Consider the following 15,653-nt stretch of genomic DNA (forward strand, 5'->3'; position numbering starts at 1 on the left):
CCCAATATAACAAATTCATCATATTTATACCAGATATTTTATTTTTAGCGTGCGTGCTATTTTGTGCTGCACGAACAATTCACCGCGCCAGCAAAAAGGCTCGCTGCCCATGACAGGTGATAGTTCACGCGGCCAATCCAGCGCGAATGAACATGGGCTTAACCATCACCGGCAACCTGAAAAACGGGAACGCGGACAGGGGTTTCGGTTTCATCACACCGCTCAACGGCGGCCGGGATATCTTCGTGCACATCGCGGCTTACCCGAAACGGGGTAGCCCGCCCAAAGCAAAGGTTTTCCAGCCGAACTGCCCGAACACGGAAAGGGGGGGCGACAAGAACGGAACTCCGTGCGAATCGCAGTGGTGCAAAAACCCGTTTGCCGAGTGAGCCGAGGGTCGGCCAAAAATCTTCCAGGCAGCAAAAAGGCCAACCGGAATGGCTGGCCTAGTCAATTGAAAACACTGGATATTTCAGGATTTTCTGGAGCGGGCGAAGGGAATCGAACCCTCGGCATCAGCTTGGGAAGCTGAGGTATTACCATTATACGACGCCCGCTCTGGGCAAGAAGGCTGCATTCTAAGCGCAGAAGGCAGCCGGTTCAATCACTCCTGATCGGCAGCCAGGCGGCCGTAGCGCCCGGCATGAAAGAGCAGCGGGGCAAGATCGGGGGTTTCGGCAAAGCGTTCGACGCGGCCGATGAAGATGGTGTGATCCCCGCCGGCATGGGCGGTTTCGTTGGCCACTTCGAAGCTGGCGCAGCAACCGGGGAAAACCGGGGCACCGCCACAGCCGGCTTGCCAGGGCAGACCCGCGAAGCGGTCGGCCGGCCAGGTGGCGAAGCGATTGGAAATGTTTTCCTGCTCGGCCGACAGAATGTTGATGGCGTGATGGCTGGCCTTCTGGAAAGCCGCCAGATTGTGCGAGTCGTTGTCCAGACACCAGAGGACCAGCGCCGGGTCGAGCGAGACGGCCGAGAAGGAATTGATGGTCAGGCCGATGGGCTGCCCGTCCGGGTCGATGGCCGTGACGATGGCGACGCCGGTGGCGAAACGGCCAAGGGCATTGCGCAGGCTGCGGCTGTCAGGGGTGGGCTGGGTCATCGGCAAAGGTTGGGCAGGAAAAAAAGAGGCCGTATTATCCGGGCTCCCGCAATTCGCGTCGAGACAGAATTTGGCCGCCCCCCACCGCTTTACCGAACAGTTGATCGCCTGGCAGAAGGTTGCCGGCCGCCACGACCTGCCTTGGCAGAACACGCGCGATCCTTACCGCATCTGGCTTTCCGAGATCATGCTGCAGCAGACGCAGGTTGGCACGGTGATCCCGTATTACCAGCGCTTTCTCGACCGTTTTCCGAGCGTGACGGCGTTGGCCGAAGCGCCTCTCGCGGCGGTGATCGAGCACTGGGCCGGGCTGGGCTATTACGCCCGGGCGAGGAATCTGCACAAATGCGCGCAGCAGGTTGCCAGCCGGTACGGTGGCCAGTTTCCGGCCAGTGCCGAGTTGCTCGCCGAATTGCCGGGCATCGGCCGGTCAACGGCAGCGGCCGTCGCGGCCTTCGCCTTCGGGCAACGGGCGGCGATTCTCGACGGTAACGTCAAGCGGGTGTTGTGCCGGCAGTTCGGCATCGAGGGCTTTCCCGGACAGGCAGCGATCCATCGCCAGTTGTGGGATCTGGCGGAAAGCCTGCTGCCGGCCGGTGACATCGAACCCTACACGCAGGGCCTGATGGACCTCGGCGCCACGCTGTGCACACGCAGTCGGCCACGCTGCGCCGAATGCCCCGTAGCGGCCGGCTGCATCGCGCGGCGCGATGGGCGGCAGGGCGCACTCCCGGCCAGCAAGCCGCGCACCGCAGTGCCGGAGCGCACCTCGACTTTTGTCCTGATCAGTGACGGCGCCCGGCTGCTGCTCGAACGCCGTCCGCCGAGCGGCCTGTGGGGCGGCCTGCTGGTGCCGCCCGAGGGTGAACCGGCCGTCGTGCTCAGCCGCCTTGGCCTGAGCCTGCTGGCAGAACAGCCCTTGCCCGCCTTCAAGCACACCTTCACGCATTTCCGTCTGACCCTGCAGCCGGTCCTGTGCCGTGTGGCGCCGTCAGGCCGGGGGGATGAGCCTGGGCTGGAATGGGTGGCGGTCGAACGGGCCGCCGATGCCGGCGTGCCGGCGCCGATCCGGAAGCTGATCAGGCAGGTTGCCAGCGTAACGGGCTGATGCCCCAGCGCTCGAAGGTTTCGGCGCGCACGATCTGGCCGTAGTGGTTGCCGATCTTGCGCGAGAGATCGATATCGGCCGGCTCGGTCAGGTATTGCTGGCGGCCGGTGTGGTAGAAGACGCGGACGAGCGGCGCCAATATGTTCTCGGGGTTGAGTTGCTCGACGACGCCGAGGTGGCCGCTTTCGAGCAGGACCAGCGTACCGACCGGGTAGATGCCGACCGTCTTGACGAAGGCAGCGACCAGCGCCGGATCGTATTGCGCCCCCCCTTCATCATAGAGCTGGCGCAGGGCATGCGAGGGCGACAGGGCGGCGCGGTAGGGCCGGGCCGAGGTCATCGCATCGTAGGTATCGACGATGGCGGCCATGCGCCCGGCGGTCGAAATGTCGTCGCCGGCCATGCGGTAGGGGTAGCCACAGCCGTTGTAGCGTTCGTGGTGTTCGAGGACGACGGCGACTGAAGTGTCGGAAAGGCGCGAACGGGCGTCGAGCACCGCCAGCCCTTCCTCGACATGGCTCTGGACGATGGAGTACTCGGCCCGCGACAGCATGCCGGGCTTGGCGATCAGGCGGGCGTCGATGGCCGACTGGCCGATGTCCTTGACCATGGTGCCGAGCGCCAGCTTTTCGATTTCCGGCTCGGGCAGCCCCTGCTGGCGGCCAAACGCGATGATCAGCGCCGCCGTGGCGACGGCATGTTCGCTGGCGTAGGCATCCTCGCGCTTGAGGCGGGCGAGCGGCACCAGGGCATCCGGGTTGCGCGTCACCGAGGCCAGCATCTTGCTGACCACCGGCTCGAGACAGGCGGCATCGACCTGGCCACCGGCCCGGGCGGAGAGCATCAGGCCGGTGACCGTATCGCTCGCCTCGCGCAACAGGCGGGTTGCCCGCCGCCGTTCCTCGCCGAGCGACACGGTGCGCGGCATGGCCGCCTTGATCTCGGCCAGCGAGCGGAAGTTCTGCTCGATGGTATTGATCCGCGCCATCGGCGACGGCGGCAGGTCGATGCCCTTCCCCGTGTCAATGCTGACTTCGACGATGCCCTCGTCCTTCAGGCGCCAGATGTGTTCCTCATCGCGCACCTTGAAATGCAGGCGCCAGATCGAGTGTTCCAGCCAGCGTTTGTGCAGATCCACGACAAACATGCCGGGCAGCAACTGGTCGATGGATATCTTGCGGATCATTTCGGGGTGCGGGCTATTTCTTCGCCCCCTCCTGCTTGGCTGCCTCCCGTTCCCGCTGTTCGGCTTCGCGCATCTTCTCGGCGACCTTGCGGGCGTGGGCTTCCTGTTTCTGGCGCAGGCGTTCGGCATCGGCCGCCTTGCGCCGCTCGCCCTCTTCGGTCTTTTTTGCCTTGTCGGCCCGGGTCGCCTCGATCCTGGCCTGCGTCGCCTGGCGGGCCGCCTCGGTTTCCGCCGCACGCGCCTTGAGCTCGGCCTCCTGCTGCGGGGCTTCCTCGACCCGGCGCTTCTCCCGCTCGGCGATCTGCTCGCGCTTCACCTCGCGCTCGATGGCCCTGCCCTCGGTTTCCAGGCGCTGGGCCGCGTGGCTGGCCTTGAGGTATTCCCGGCGGGCTTCCTCGCGACAGGCATTGACCAGGAATTTCTGGTCGCACGCCGAGGTTTTTTCCTCCAGCGTCTGCTTGGCTGCGTCCTTCATCGTTCGGCTTTCGGCCTGCAGGGTGGCGGCCTTGTCGAGCCGGGCGGCCCAGTCCGCCTCCTGCGCGGCGTTGCCGATGGGTTCGGCGATGGCCGCCAGGGGCAGGCAGAACGCGGCCCACAACGCGACGGTCAGGCGGGTAGCCATTGATGGGGATCGATTTTCCATTTTTCGTAACTCTCGCAACTGGCAATGCGGTCCTGCACCTTGGCCAGATCGACGATTTCCGGCGGCACGTAATGCTGCTGTCCGGCGTGGTAGAAGACGCGCACCACCGGCTCCAGCAGTTTGCCTTCGTTCTGCTCGACGACGACGCCCATGCGGTTGCTCTCCAGCCGCACCAGCGCGCCGGTCGGATAGATGCCGACAGCACGGATGAAGGTCTGCACCAGTTGCGGATCGAAGTGGTGCTTGCTCCATTCGAGCAGCTTCTTCATGGCCTGGGTCGGCGGCATTCCGCGGTTGTAGACCTTGTCGGAAGTGATGGCGTCGTAGACATCGACAATGGCCGCCATCTGGCCGTAGAGCGAAATCTCCTTGCCCTGCAGGCGGTTGGGATAGCCGCTGCCGTCGATGCGCTCGTGGTGCTCGGCGACGACCTGGCGGGCGATGGGGCCAACCCCCGGCACGCCATCGATCAGGCGCAGGCTTTCGTTGACGTGCGACTGCATCCGGGCGTATTCGTCGTCGGTCAGCCGGGAAGGCTTGTTGAGGATGGCTTCCGGCACCTGCCCCTTGCCGATGTCGTGCAACAGCCCGCCGATAGCGAGCTGGCGGATGTCGTCCCTGGGCAGCTTCATGGCGCGGCCGAAGGCGATGAGCAGCGCAGCGACGCCGACCGAATGTTCGAAGTTGTAGTCATCCAGGTCCTTGAGGCGGGCCATCGGCAACAAGGCATCCTGGTGCCGGAAGAGCGAATCGACCATGTTGTCGACCAGCGGGTCAATCCGCTCGATACGGATCGGCTGGCCGAGGCGCACGTCGTCGAGGACCAGGCGGGCCAGTTTGCTGGCTTCGCCATGCAGGCGGCGGGCACGGGCTGCTTCGTCCCGCAATTCGACGACGACTGCCTTGTCGGGCTGTTTCCGGGCAATTTCCTGCAGCCGTCGCTCGAGATCGGCATTGACCTCGGCCTGCGGCCGGGCGGTGAAGACATCGGCCCCCTTCAGCGTGTCGATGTACAGCTCGCGGATACCGAGATTGACGATCTTGTCGCAGGTCGCCCGGTCGCGCACATAGAACGCGTTGGACACGAAGGGATGATCGAGCCAGCCACAATTGAGGTCGTGGATGTACATGCCCGGCTGGAGCTGGTCGGTGCGAATCTGCTTGATCATCGGGGGATTCTAGCAGGCTGTCGAAAGACGTAGAGAAATGGCGGGAGAAATCCGGAAACGGCGTGCAACTCCCGGAATATCGGCAACTTTTCCGGAATATTGACCCCCGGCAGTCCGGGTCGGGGCGATGCGCTGGCTTATAATCGCCCGCCTCATGATCGCCCTACGCCAAGTCACCTTCGCCCGCGCCGGCCGCCCCCTGGTGGTCGATGCCTCCGTCCAGATTCACCCCGGCTGGAAAGTCGGCGTCGTCGGCGCCAACGGCTGCGGCAAATCCAGCCTCTTCGCGCTACTTGCCAACGAACTGCACGCCGAAGCCGGCGATGTGGAGATCCCGGCCAGCTGGCACATCGCCCGCGTCGCCCAGGAAACTCCGGCCCTGCCCGACGCCGCCATCGATTTCGTGCTCGACGGCGATACCGAACTGCGCCGCATCGAACGCGAACTGGTCGAGGCCGAAGCCAAGGGCGACGGCGAGGCCATTGGCCACCTGCACGCCCGCTACGGTGAAATTGGCGGCTACTCGGCCAAGGCGCGCGTTGCCGAGGTGCTGCACGGCCTGGGCTTCTCCGATGCCGACTTCCAGCGCCCGGTGGCCGATTTTTCCGGCGGCTGGCGCGTCCGCCTCAACCTGGCCCGTGCCCTGTCCTGCCGGGCCGATCTGCTGTTGCTCGACGAGCCGACCAACCACCTCGACCTCGACGCCGTGTTCTGGCTGGAAAACTGGCTGAAAAACACGCCGGCCACCCTGCTCCTGATCTCGCACGACCGTGACTTCCTCGATGCCGTGGTCGGCCAGATCATCGCCATCGACCTGCAACGCCTGAACCTGACCAGCGGCGGCTATTCCGACTACGAACGCGCCCGTGCCGCCCGCCTGGCCACCCAGCAGGCGAGCTACGAGGCGCAGCAGCGCGAAATCGCCCACCTGACGCGCTTTGTCGAACGCTTCAAGGCCAAGGCCACCAAGGCGCGCCAGGCCCAAAGCCGGGTCAAGATGCTGGAGCGCATGGAAATCGTCGCCGCCGCCCACGTCGATTCGCCCTTCCATTTCAGCTTCCGCCAGCCGACTGCCCTGCCCGACCCGCTGCTGATCGTCGAGAACGCCTCGGCCGGCTACGCTGACCGGCAGATTCTCGACCGCATCAGCATGGTGCTCCGTCCCGGCTGCCGCATCGGCCTGCTCGGCCGCAACGGCGCCGGCAAATCGACGCTGATCAAGCTGCTGGCCGGCACCGTCGCCCAGCAAGGCGGCGAACGCAAGGAAGCCAAGGCGCTGAACATCGGCTATTTCGCCCAACACCAGCTCGAACAGCTGCGCCCGGACGAATCGCCGCTGCAGCACATGAGCCGCCTCGAACCGCTGACGCCGGAACAGGAATTGCGCGACTACCTGGGCGGCTTCGATTTCCGCGGCGACATGGCGACGCGCGCCATCGAGCCCTTCTCCGGTGGTGAAAAGACGCGCCTGGCGCTGGCCCTGCTCATCCGCACCCGGCCCAACCTGCTGCTGCTCGACGAGCCGACCAACCACCTCGACCTCGAAATGCGCGAGGCGCTGACCTTTGCCATGCAGGATTACGAGGGCGGCATGGTCTTCGTGTCGCACGACCGCCACCTGCTGCGCACCTGCGCCGACGAACTGCTGCTCGTCGCCGACGGCAAGGTCACCGAATTCGACGGTGACCTCGATGATTACGCCGCCTGGCTGGCCGCCCAGCGCAGTGCCGCAAAGGCGCCGGAACCCGACGTCGCCGCCGAGAAGGCCGAGCGCCTCACCCAGCGCGCCGAAGCCAAGGCCAACCGGCAGGCGGTCCTCGCCCAGCGCCGCCCACTGCTCAAGGAAATCGAGCAGCTGGAACGCAAGCTGGCCAAGTGGAACGAGGAAAAGGCCGCGCTCGATGCGCAATTCGCCGATCCCGACTTCTACACCACGGTCGACCGGGCGAAGAGCGAGGAAATGCACAAACAGGCCGGCCTGCTCGGCGAGCAGATCGATGAGGCGGAAATGCGCTGGCTGGAAGTGCACGAGGCACTGGAGCGACTGCCTTCGCCGGACTAAGGGCCGATAGGCGATTGCCAGGCGCACAGCCCCTCATGTCCCCAACACGGGACTGCCCCAAATCGAATAGCGGCAGAGTTGCACGCAGGTAGTTCGCCGCCAGCCCCCGACGATGGAACGGTAAAGTTAGCTCTGATCCGCCTCCGCCATGCAATGGTCGGAGAAATCGGGATATTTCAACGCACATTGTCGGGCAATTTCACCTGCCCGCTTACCATCTCCGCTCATTCGCTGGTAGCGAACAATTGCCGGCACCATCTGCGGCGCTCTTCCAAACCGCTCATAACCAGTGTTCATCAGTTGTGCTGCCTCCTTCGGCTTGCCGTTATTGGCCAAGATTTGCGCCAGCTTGTCATAGACTTTGCCAGAGCCTTCCTGGCCCCGGTCCAGCGCCTGCTTGAGCGCAAGCTGTGCCTCCCTGTGCTGTCCCATCGCATCAAGGGACAGCGCCAGGATGAAGGCTGGATAAGCTTGATTACGCGCCGCCCCGACGGTTGCCATTGATTTCCGGTAGGCTGCCTCTACCTGCCCCAACTCCAGCAGTTTGTGCGCCGCCAACGCCCCTTCATAGGCAACCAACATCTTGCGGAAAGTTGTATTGCGGCGAACTTTCTCCCAATTCGACTTCTGATACGAGGTCGCAAGCTGGCTGTCATCATAATGACGGAATAGGTAGGACTGAATCTCGTCGATGCGTACTTCGGCATCCGGGTGGTCATGCCCCCAGATCATTTCCAGTACGCCGATACCACCGTACAACTTCATTCGGTTATCACCTTGGGCAATAGCCATCAATTGCTTGCCCAGCACGTTCCAATCGGGCCCCTTGCGGTTGTTGTCTTCGTTTTGTTTGAGTACTGACAAGAGATTTAACATGCCATCGGGGTTATAACCGGCAGCAATCAGCAGGTCTACACCAAGTAGATCAGCTGCACGCTCCTGAGTGCGCTGCCAGCTGGGGGAAATGACCTTCGTGGCCAACATCGTTGCCAATTGTAAGTCTTTCAGCTGCGACACCTCCCCCTTCCGAACACCTTTCTGAAGGTAGTTGGCAGCTAGATCCCGATTCTTAACGACAATCTCCAAACCGAAGCGGTGGAGCCAACGGGTTTTCTGTACATACTGACCGTAAACATTGGAATCCGCATGGCCAAGCAGGTTATGCGCTAATTCATGGGCAATGACCGCCGCAACCTCGTCTTCGTTACCCAAGTAATGCAGCAGGCTCCAGTTGATAAATATGTTGCCGTCTGGAGTGGTCATTGCGTTCAATGTCGGGTCGGCCGCGACATAAACTCTGCCCGCCACGTTGGCAACCCCGGAGGCCTTTAGCAGGCGGTCGCGGATACCGTTCAGGTAGTTGCTGATCTCCGGCACAGCGATCAGACCATAACTGTCTGCACGCTTGTTCATCAAGTCACGCTCAAGCCCCACTGCCAGCTTACTCGGGACCTGCACGGGTGTCAGGCGGTTGATCAACCGGACATTGTCGCCGTCGTGCTCGACCAACTTCTGCGCGGTATTCTGAACTGACTGGCAACCGGAGAGTAGTGCACCGACGACAACTAGCTTGAAAACCAGGCCACACGCCTGCAATAAGCATCGCTTCATTTGCACGCCTCCCCAACCCCCCGTGTCGCTGCCGATCGAGGCATTGCATCGCCCGGCATCGACCCACAGGTTTCTGCTATACGAATCTGACGATTGGATTTGATCGAGCGTATCAGCACCCAAACTGACATACCGTTGTGATCGACCTGGACAAAGCTGTCACGTACACCCTTTACCAGCTTTGGTGCCGCTTCGAAACTGGTATTCGCCGGCCAGGTATCGAGGACTCGTGCAGCCATATCCGGCGCCTCATACAGCTTTGCTGGCCTTGCCAGTGTGCCGATGACGCTAATTGCCTCGTCGGCGTTTGCCGAAGTCATAGCACTCAACATCGTCATGGCCACCCCAAAAATGATACCTTTCCCCATCACGATCCCCCCCGAGCTTGATTGAGTTCATTGCGATAAATCCAGGGCAATAACAATGCCGCCCCAGCCAACAGTGCCAGACCTACAGCCGTCATGTGAACGGCCAGCAGCCCAACAAAAAACGAGGAAACGCCAAAGGCGTAGGGCATAACTCCAGCGCCGGCTAGCAGCAGGCCAGCTTTCAGCCAGGAGAAGCGAAGCTTCTTGCGCAGCCGACTGACCTTGATTTCACCGGCTAGCCTGAGCAGATGCCGATCAATCAACTGGGTAAAACCGAGGAAAGCGGCAAATGCCCAAAAATTGCGCGGACCAAAGTTCCAAACTTGGAAAACTACGCTGCAAAGCAGCGCCATCAGGGCGACCCAACCATACTCAACCAGTTTTTCGCCAAGCATCAGCCCGATTTTTCTAAGTGGCACTGGCAATCGCTCCCGCCCCTCGTCAATTGCAAGCCCGCCAAAGACAAGTAGCAATACCACAAGCACACCCTGCGCGACAGCGTAGACTTGGCTACCAGCAAGCCAAAGCCCCCCGCCAGCGAATATCGACAAGAATAGGTAAGGCATGGTGAGTCCGGCAAAGCGCCAGCTCTGTTGCCAGCATGTCCCCTGTGTGTATCGGACCCCACCGCTCCCCCCGCGCAAGCGCCTGAAGCGACTGATCAACATATACCATGCGACACCAAAGCCGATGATTGCGGCATCAGCAGCCACTACCCCGAGGCGATCACGACTCAAGGAATGCTCGGCTACCCGCTTGTAGTCGTCTGCAAAGACCAACAGGTTATCAAGCGCCATAGCATGCAGGTAGACACCCGGTATCGTGCCGTGCACTGGCGAGCGCAGCCAATCGTCAGTGCCGAGGAAGGCACCGCCATAGAGGATGTACTTGTCACGAACCAGGGCGTCGACCTCATCACTGCTTTCATTCCATAGCGAGTAGACCGACAGGGTGTTGCTGTAAGGGCAATCTCGCTCTAATGCACGCGGGCCATCCTTAGCCAGGCGCATCGCTGACTGGAGGAGACTGACTGGTTGGCAAGGCGAATCAGAATGTTGGGGGCGCGGTGGCAGAGCCCCCCAGATCAAATCCATCCTGTCCGAAAAGCGAGCCGGGTCTAGCGCCTGCCCGTCTGCATAGAGACTAAGGGCGGCTGACGGCCGAAGGGAATTCTTGCCTCCGCCCTGCAGCAGGGAGTAAGTCTGAACTAGGCCGTTACCTTCCGGGCTGTAGGCGACCGGGACTACGTTAAAGCACCTCCGCCTGGCCTTGCCAGCTGCATTGGCGAATAAATCCTGCCTCAAACCGTGATAAGGCTGCCAAAAATAGAAAGTTGCCAGATAGACGGGTATCCCCTGGTCAGCCAGCTCGCAGATTGCTTCAAGCAGTTCCTCAACGTTGTCACCAGCGCGAACGTCTATGAAAGAAAAATCAATCAATACGGCTCGGGGTGAGCGGTTTCCTAGTGCGTTTAAGGTTTCGACATGGGTTGCGTACGGTACCGGAAAAGGTAATTTTCCGGGCAAACCGGTCTGCGCATCTCGCGGGGCAAGGGAACTCAGGTCCTGCTCACGGAAGAGCAGGACAGTTACTTGGTCGCGACCACTTTCTGGATAGTAGAGGTTAGTAAGCAGCGACACCGTGGCCTGCGACCACGGACTCAGTGTTTCACCGACACCTTTCAGTGAAAAAAACATCACCCCAGCGATAGCGCATAGCAAAAACCAACGCGCCAGCTCTGAGAACCAGGAAACTGAAAGCCGGCGTAGTCGCAATAGAAATTTTGGCATGAGCAAGTTGTCGCTTTTTGGCGACGATTATAGAAGCAAGTTCTGCTGCATTTCGTGATCTTTTTCAGGTTTTTATGAATTTTGATAGTGACGTGATATACCCCTCTAAATGGGCCGTAGGGCAATCAAAGAAATCTCAACCACAGCCACCTTTGCTGATCTAAAGCGGTAAAAAATTAAAGCGCATCAATTATTCCGAACGGTTTTCTGTCACCCGCAGAATCCCAAAAACGATAGCGATGTATTTCGATCGCCTAGTGCGCAGCCCCCATTCGCGCATTGATCATCAGGGCGGATTTCTCGCGTCCGAGGCAATGCTATTCATTCGACTGTGCCGTCGATATTGGCAGGCACCCCGTTCTGCTTCGATAATCCGGCGACCTCCTGCCGGAATCCACCATGCCGCCCGTCGCCACCATCGTTTTCGCCCAACTGCTCGGCACCTCGCTGTGGTTTTCCGCCAACAGCGCGGCCGATGACCTGGTGCGCAGCTGGCAGATCCAGCCGGCCGACATCGGCACGCTGACCAATGCCGTCCAGCTCGGCTTCATCCTGGGCACCCTGGTCTTCTCGCTGAGCGGGTTGGCCGACCGTTTTCCGGCCAGCCGCATCTTCGCCGTCTGCGCCCTGCTCGGTGCTGCGAGCAATGCCGCCTTCGCGCTGCTCGCCGACGATTTGGCCAGCGGCCTTCCCTTGCGCTTCGCGGTGGGGTTCTGCCTGGCCGGCGTCTACCCGCTGGGCATGAAGCTGGTCGTCACCTGGGTACCGGAACGGGCCGGCGCAGCGCTGGCCTGGCTGGTCGGCATGCTGACCCTGGGTACCGCGCTGCCGCACGGCATCCGTCTGGCCGGTAGCGGCCTGTCCTGGCAACTGGCCATCCTCGTTTCATCGGCCCTCGCCCTGCTCGCCGCCGCACTGATCTTCCGGCTCGGCGACGGCCCGCATCTGGCCCGCCGGCACGGTGCGCCCCCCTTGCGCCTGGGTCGCGTGCTGTACACCTTCTCGATACCCGCCTTCCGCGCCTCGGCCTTCGGCTATTTCGGCCACCAGTGGGAGCTCTACGCGTTCTGGACCATCGCACCGGCCCTGATCATCGCCGGCGGCCTCGCCGTCCCCGGCACGGCATCGCTCTCTGGGCTGGCCTTCGCCACGGTCGGCATCGGCGCTCTTGGCTGCGTGGCCGGCGGTTTCCTGAGCCAGCGCATCGGTAGTGCCCGTGTCGCCGCACTGGCCCTGGCGACTTCCGCCCTGTGCTGCGCCGTCTTTCCGTTCACCAGTGCCTGGCCGGACTGGCTGCGCATCGGCCTGCTGTTGCTCTGGGGCTTCAGCGTGGTCGCCGACTCACCGCATTTCTCCGCCCTCTCGGCCCGCGCCGCGCCCCCCGAGATCGTCGGCAGTGCGCTGGCCTTCCAGAACGCCATCGGCTTCGCCATCACCATGGCCTCGATCCACCTGGCGACGCAGTGGATCGGCAACTGGGGACTGAGCATCGCGTGGCTGCTGCTGCCCGGTCCCATGCTCGGGCTGCTCGGTCTGTTCCCGCTCTGGCGGCGCCCGGCCGGCTGATTCCGGCTGTTTCGTTGCCGCCCAAAACCCTGCTGAAAGCGCGGTTAACCCGACCCGCTTCGGGTAAAATCGTGGTTTTCCCGAATCATGCGCAGGAGTTTTACCGTGAAGATCGTCTGTCTTGACCTCGAAGGGGTCCTCGTCCCTGAAATCTGGATCGAATTCTCCAAGCGCACGGGCATTCCCGAGCTGATGCGCACGACGCGCGACGAGCCGGATTACGACAAGCTGATGACCTACCGCCTGGACATCCTGCGTCAGCACAAGCTGGGCCTGCCGGACATCCAGAAGGTGATCGGCGAAATGGGCCCGATGGAAGGCGCCCGCGCCTTCCTCGACCAGCTGCGCGAGGATTACCAGGTCGTCATCCTGTCCGACACCTTCTACGAATTCGCCCATCCGCTGATGCGCCAGCTGGGCTGGCCGACGCTGTTCTGTCACTCGCTGGAAGACGATGAGCAGGGCATGCTGGTCGATTACCACCTGCGCATGCCGGACCAGAAGCGCGAAGCGGTCAAGCGCTTCAAGGAACTGAACTTCCAGGTGGTTGCCGCCGGCGATTCGTACAACGACACCGCCATGCTCGGCGAAGCCCACGGCGGCATCCTGTTCCACCCGCCGGAGAATGTCATCCGCGAATTCCCGCAGTTCCCGGTTGCGCTGTCCTACGACCAGCTGCGCGCCGAAATCGACAAGGCGTTTGCAGTTGCCAGCCGGTAGTCGCCCGTTATTAGCCAAACCCAGCTAACGACTGATCACCAGCCGCTCACAACCATGCATAGAGACCGTTTCTACACCCTGTCCGCTTCCTGCCCCGACCAGGTGGGCATCATTGCCCGCGTTTCCGGTTTCATTGCCGGCAACGGCGGCTGGATTCTCGAATCGAGCTTCCATTCGGACGTGCTGACCGGTCGCTATTTCATGCGCATCGAGATCAAGGCCGATTCGCTGCCCTTCCTGCTGGCCGAGTTCCGCGAGCGCTTCCGCACCGAGGTGGCCGAGCCGTTGTCGATGACCTGGCAGATCAACGACAGTGCGGTGAAGAAACGCGTCGTGGTGCTGGTTTCCAAGCAGGAGCATTGCCTGTACGACCTGTTGGCCCGCTGGCAGGCGAAGGAACTGGATATCGAGATCCCGTGCGTCATTTCGAACCACGACACCTTCAAGGGTTTCGTCGAGTGGCACGGCATCCCCTTCATCCACGTGCCGGTCACGCCGGACAACAAGCAGGCCGCCTACGCCGAGATCCAGCGCATTTTTGACGACGTGCGCGGTGACACCATGGTCCTCGCCCGCTACATGCAGATCCTGTCGCCGGATCTGTGCAACGCCCTGGCCGGCCGCATCATCAACATCCACCACAGCTTCCTGCCCAGCTTCGCCGGGGCCAAGCCTTATCACCAGGCCTACACGCGCGGCGTCAAGCTGATCGGCGCGACCTGCCACTACGTGACGTCCGAGCTCGATGCCGGCCCGATCATCGAGCAGGACGTCATCCGCATCGACCATTCCGATTCGCCGGAAGACATGGTGCGCTACGGCAAGGACATCGAGAAGACCGTCCTTGCCCGCGGCCTGCGCTACCACCTGGAAGACCGCGTGCTGGTGCACGGCAACAAGACCGTGGTCTTCCGATGAGCCTGATCCATCGCGCCGATTCGCTGCTGCTCGTCGTCGACATCCAGGAAAAGCTGGCGCCGGCCATCCACGACACCGAACGGGTCGCCGCCAACAGCGTCCGCCTGCTGCAGGCTGCCGCGCAGCTTCAGGTGCCGAGTTTCGTTTCCGAGCAATACGTGCGCGGCCTCGGCCCCAGCCTGCCGGCCATCCGGGCAGCGGCAGAACATGCCCGGTTTTTCGAGAAGACGCATTTCTCCTGTGCCGCCGAGCCGGGCATCGTCGACCTGCTGCGTGCCAGCGGCCGCCAGCAAGTCATCCTCACCGGCACCGAAACCCACGTCTGCGTGCTGCAGACGGCGCTCGGCCTGCGCGAAGCCGGCTTCGACGTCTATCTGGTGGCCGATGCCGCCTCTTCCCGCACGCCGGAAAACCGGCAGGCTGCCATCGACCGCCTGCGCGCGGCCGGCGTCGGCATCGTGACGACCGAGATGGTCCTCTTCGAGTGGCTGCACCGCGCCGCCACTGAAGAATTCCGCACCCTGCTGCCGCTGATCAAGTAAGCCGCCACCCGGCAAACCTCGGTTGAAAGGGGGCCGTTGGCTCGGCCGGGCGGGCGTGCAGACCCCCGGGCCGTCTCAATCGGGATTCACGCCTCGTAAGGCACGACCGGAGCCCCGGCGACCGGCAGGTAGTGCGAAGACAATGGCCGGCCGGGCGCCAGGTCATGCACCAGCAGACCCGGTGGCTCGGCAGTCCAGGCCAGCGGGCCGTCCACCAGGGCGATCTGGTGCACGGTAGCCGGCGCCGTCAACAGCATTTTTCCGGCAAAAGCGCTCACCACCAGCCGATGCACATGGCCGCACCAGACTGCCTCGACCTGCGGCCGTCCGGCCAGCCAAGCGGCCAGCCGTTCGCCGCCGCGACAGGCGATGCGGTCCATCCCGGCAATCCCGAGGGCACACGGCGGATGGTGCATGGTGACAACCACCCGCCGCCCGGCAGGGCAATGAGCATCCAGCCAGGCCAGGTGGGCGTCGCCGAAATCCCCCCACTCCTCGCCAGCGACCAAGGTATCGAGCAGCAGCAGTGTCAGCTCGCCGCAGTCGACGCGCTGGCACAGCAGGCGGCCGTCGGCCCAGGCCTGGCCCGGAAAAGCGGCGCGCAATGCGGCGCGTCCGTCGTGGTTGCCGGGCAACAGTGCAAACGGCCAGCCAGCTGCAGCCAACGATGCGGCTAGCCGGGCATAGGTCGGCGCGGCCCCGTCGTTGGCCAAGTCACCGGAGAGCAGCAGCATGTCAGGGGTCGGGTCCAAGGCGGCGATGCGATCGAGCGCCGCCTGCCACGCAAGCCACGGATCGACGCCGCTGTAGAGCGGCGCCGGCTGCAAGTGAAGATCGGACAACTGGACGATGCGCATGCTGCAGCCTA

At 62.7% G+C, this 15,653-nt stretch carries 15 protein-coding genes and 1 tRNA gene; 7 read left to right on the top strand and 9 right to left on the bottom strand.

The window, feature by feature from the left end; all coding sequences use genetic code 11:
- Window positions 1–152: 152 nt before the first annotated feature.
- Entirely contained in the window at window positions 153–389 is a 237-nt protein-coding gene (locus K420_RS18085; RefSeq protein WP_084019737.1) for a cold shock domain-containing protein, read from the top strand.
- A gap of 94 nt (window positions 390–483) precedes the next feature.
- On the opposite strand, the gene K420_RS0104030 is transcribed toward K420_RS18085, so the two are convergent.
- Both K420_RS0104030 and K420_RS0104035 read right to left on the bottom strand, forming a co-directional pair.
- Window positions 484–557, bottom strand: a tRNA-Gly gene (locus K420_RS0104030).
- Between the two features lie 47 nt (window positions 558–604).
- Entirely contained in the window at window positions 605–1,102 is a 498-nt protein-coding gene (locus K420_RS0104035; RefSeq protein WP_027456919.1) for a flavin reductase family protein, read from the bottom strand.
- Between the two features lie 70 nt (window positions 1,103–1,172).
- On the opposite strand from K420_RS0104035, the gene mutY reads away from it, so the two are divergent.
- A complete protein-coding gene (gene mutY, locus K420_RS0104040) occupies window positions 1,173–2,210 on the top strand; it encodes an A/G-specific adenine glycosylase (RefSeq protein ID WP_027456920.1) in 1,038 nt (345 codons plus the stop codon).
- Here the strand turns inward: mutY and K420_RS0104045 are convergent.
- The 3 genes from K420_RS0104045 to K420_RS0104055 are packed head-to-tail and all read right to left on the bottom strand — an operon-like array spanning window position 2,182 to window position 5,208.
- Entirely contained in the window at window positions 2,182–3,396 is a 1,215-nt protein-coding gene (locus K420_RS0104045) for an HD-GYP domain-containing protein (RefSeq protein ID WP_027456921.1), read from the bottom strand. The genes mutY and K420_RS0104045 overlap by 29 nt on opposite strands.
- A 13-nt stretch (window positions 3,397–3,409) precedes the next feature.
- Complete coding sequence (locus K420_RS20395; RefSeq protein ID WP_027456922.1) at window positions 3,410–4,018, bottom strand: hypothetical protein; 609 nt, start codon at window positions 4,016–4,018, stop codon at window positions 3,410–3,412.
- A complete protein-coding gene (locus K420_RS0104055) occupies window positions 4,003–5,208 on the bottom strand; it encodes an HD-GYP domain-containing protein (RefSeq protein ID WP_027456923.1) in 1,206 nt (401 codons plus the stop codon). The genes K420_RS20395 and K420_RS0104055 overlap by 16 nt, the downstream gene beginning before the upstream one ends.
- 154 nt (window positions 5,209–5,362) lie before the next feature.
- Between K420_RS0104055 and K420_RS0104060 the strand changes: the two genes are divergently transcribed.
- Window positions 5,363–7,270, top strand: coding sequence for an ATP-binding cassette domain-containing protein (locus K420_RS0104060; protein ID WP_027456924.1), 1,908 nt, complete (start codon window positions 5,363–5,365; stop codon window positions 7,268–7,270).
- Window positions 7,271–7,396: 126 nt separating this feature from the next.
- Here the strand turns inward: K420_RS0104060 and K420_RS0104065 are convergent, their stop codons facing one another.
- From K420_RS0104065 to K420_RS19580, 3 genes are read right to left on the bottom strand one after another with little or no spacing between them, the layout of a single operon-like run.
- Entirely contained in the window at window positions 7,397–8,881 is a 1,485-nt protein-coding gene (locus tag K420_RS0104065; protein WP_027456925.1) for a M48 family metallopeptidase, read from the bottom strand.
- The gene (locus K420_RS0104070; RefSeq protein ID WP_027456926.1) at window positions 8,878–9,249 is read right to left on the bottom strand and encodes a hypothetical protein; all 372 of its coding nucleotides are present in this window, start codon (window positions 9,247–9,249) and stop codon (window positions 8,878–8,880) included. The genes K420_RS0104065 and K420_RS0104070 overlap by 4 nt, the downstream gene beginning before the upstream one ends.
- Complete coding sequence (locus K420_RS19580; protein ID WP_084019551.1) at window positions 9,249–11,039, bottom strand: CHASE2 domain-containing protein; 1,791 nt, start codon at window positions 11,037–11,039, stop codon at window positions 9,249–9,251. The genes K420_RS0104070 and K420_RS19580 overlap by 1 nt, the downstream gene beginning before the upstream one ends.
- Window positions 11,040–11,438: 399 nt before the next feature.
- On the opposite strand from K420_RS19580, the gene K420_RS0104080 reads away from it, so the two are divergent.
- The 4 genes from K420_RS0104080 to K420_RS0104095 all read left to right on the top strand — a co-directional run bounded on the left by K420_RS0104080 (window position 11,439) and on the right by K420_RS0104095 (window position 14,785).
- The gene (locus K420_RS0104080; RefSeq protein WP_035854503.1) at window positions 11,439–12,605 is read left to right on the top strand and encodes an MFS transporter; all 1,167 of its coding nucleotides are present in this window, start codon (window positions 11,439–11,441) and stop codon (window positions 12,603–12,605) included.
- Window positions 12,606–12,710: 105 nt separating this feature from the next.
- The gene (gene thrH, locus K420_RS0104085; protein ID WP_027456929.1) at window positions 12,711–13,325 is read left to right on the top strand and encodes a bifunctional phosphoserine phosphatase/homoserine phosphotransferase ThrH; all 615 of its coding nucleotides are present in this window, start codon (window positions 12,711–12,713) and stop codon (window positions 13,323–13,325) included.
- A gap of 54 nt (window positions 13,326–13,379) precedes the next feature.
- Window positions 13,380–14,243 carry a formyltetrahydrofolate deformylase gene (gene purU, locus K420_RS0104090; RefSeq protein WP_027456930.1) on the top strand — a complete coding sequence of 288 codons (864 nt, stop codon included), beginning with the start codon at window positions 13,380–13,382 and terminating at the stop codon, window positions 14,241–14,243.
- The gene (locus tag K420_RS0104095; RefSeq protein WP_035854504.1) at window positions 14,240–14,785 is read left to right on the top strand and encodes a hydrolase; all 546 of its coding nucleotides are present in this window, start codon (window positions 14,240–14,242) and stop codon (window positions 14,783–14,785) included. The genes purU and K420_RS0104095 overlap by 4 nt, the downstream gene beginning before the upstream one ends.
- Window positions 14,786–14,871: 86 nt before the next feature.
- Here K420_RS0104095 and K420_RS0104100 read toward each other — a convergent pair whose 3' ends face one another.
- Window positions 14,872–15,642 (bottom strand): metallophosphoesterase, encoded by a 771-nt coding sequence (locus tag K420_RS0104100; RefSeq protein ID WP_027456932.1) that lies wholly within the window; start codon window positions 15,640–15,642, stop codon window positions 14,872–14,874.
- Between the last annotated feature and the right edge of the window lie 11 nt (window positions 15,643–15,653).

The sequence above is a fragment of the Dechloromonas agitata is5 genome, from assembly GCF_000519045.1.
GTDB classification, from domain to species: Bacteria; Pseudomonadota; Gammaproteobacteria; order Burkholderiales; family Rhodocyclaceae; genus Azonexus; species Azonexus agitatus.

Excerpts from the sequence above, each read along its gene's own strand:
- K420_RS18085 (WP_084019737.1), top strand. The coding sequence starts at position 153 with ATGGGCTTAACCATCACCGGCAACCTGAAAAACGGGAACGCGGACAGG.
- K420_RS0104035 (WP_027456919.1), bottom strand. The coding sequence starts at position 1,102 with ATGACCCAGCCCACCCCTGACAGCCGCAGCCTGCGCAATGCCCTTGGC.
- K420_RS0104045 (WP_027456921.1), bottom strand. The coding sequence starts at position 3,396 with ATGATCCGCAAGATATCCATCGACCAGTTGCTGCCCGGCATGTTTGTC.
- K420_RS20395 (WP_027456922.1), bottom strand. The coding sequence starts at position 4,018 with ATGGCTACCCGCCTGACCGTCGCGTTGTGGGCCGCGTTCTGCCTGCCC.
- K420_RS0104055 (WP_027456923.1), bottom strand. The coding sequence starts at position 5,208 with ATGATCAAGCAGATTCGCACCGACCAGCTCCAGCCGGGCATGTACATC.
- K420_RS0104060 (WP_027456924.1), top strand. The coding sequence starts at position 5,363 with ATGATCGCCCTACGCCAAGTCACCTTCGCCCGCGCCGGCCGCCCCCTG.
- K420_RS0104065 (WP_027456925.1), bottom strand. The coding sequence starts at position 8,881 with ATGAAGCGATGCTTATTGCAGGCGTGTGGCCTGGTTTTCAAGCTAGTT.
- K420_RS0104070 (WP_027456926.1), bottom strand. The coding sequence starts at position 9,249 with ATGGGGAAAGGTATCATTTTTGGGGTGGCCATGACGATGTTGAGTGCT.
- K420_RS19580 (WP_084019551.1), bottom strand. The coding sequence starts at position 11,039 with ATGCCAAAATTTCTATTGCGACTACGCCGGCTTTCAGTTTCCTGGTTC.
- K420_RS0104080 (WP_035854503.1), top strand. The coding sequence starts at position 11,439 with ATGCCGCCCGTCGCCACCATCGTTTTCGCCCAACTGCTCGGCACCTCG.
- purU (WP_027456930.1), top strand. The coding sequence starts at position 13,380 with ATGCATAGAGACCGTTTCTACACCCTGTCCGCTTCCTGCCCCGACCAG.
- K420_RS0104095 (WP_035854504.1), top strand. The coding sequence starts at position 14,240 with ATGAGCCTGATCCATCGCGCCGATTCGCTGCTGCTCGTCGTCGACATC.
- K420_RS0104100 (WP_027456932.1), bottom strand. The coding sequence starts at position 15,642 with ATGCGCATCGTCCAGTTGTCCGATCTTCACTTGCAGCCGGCGCCGCTC.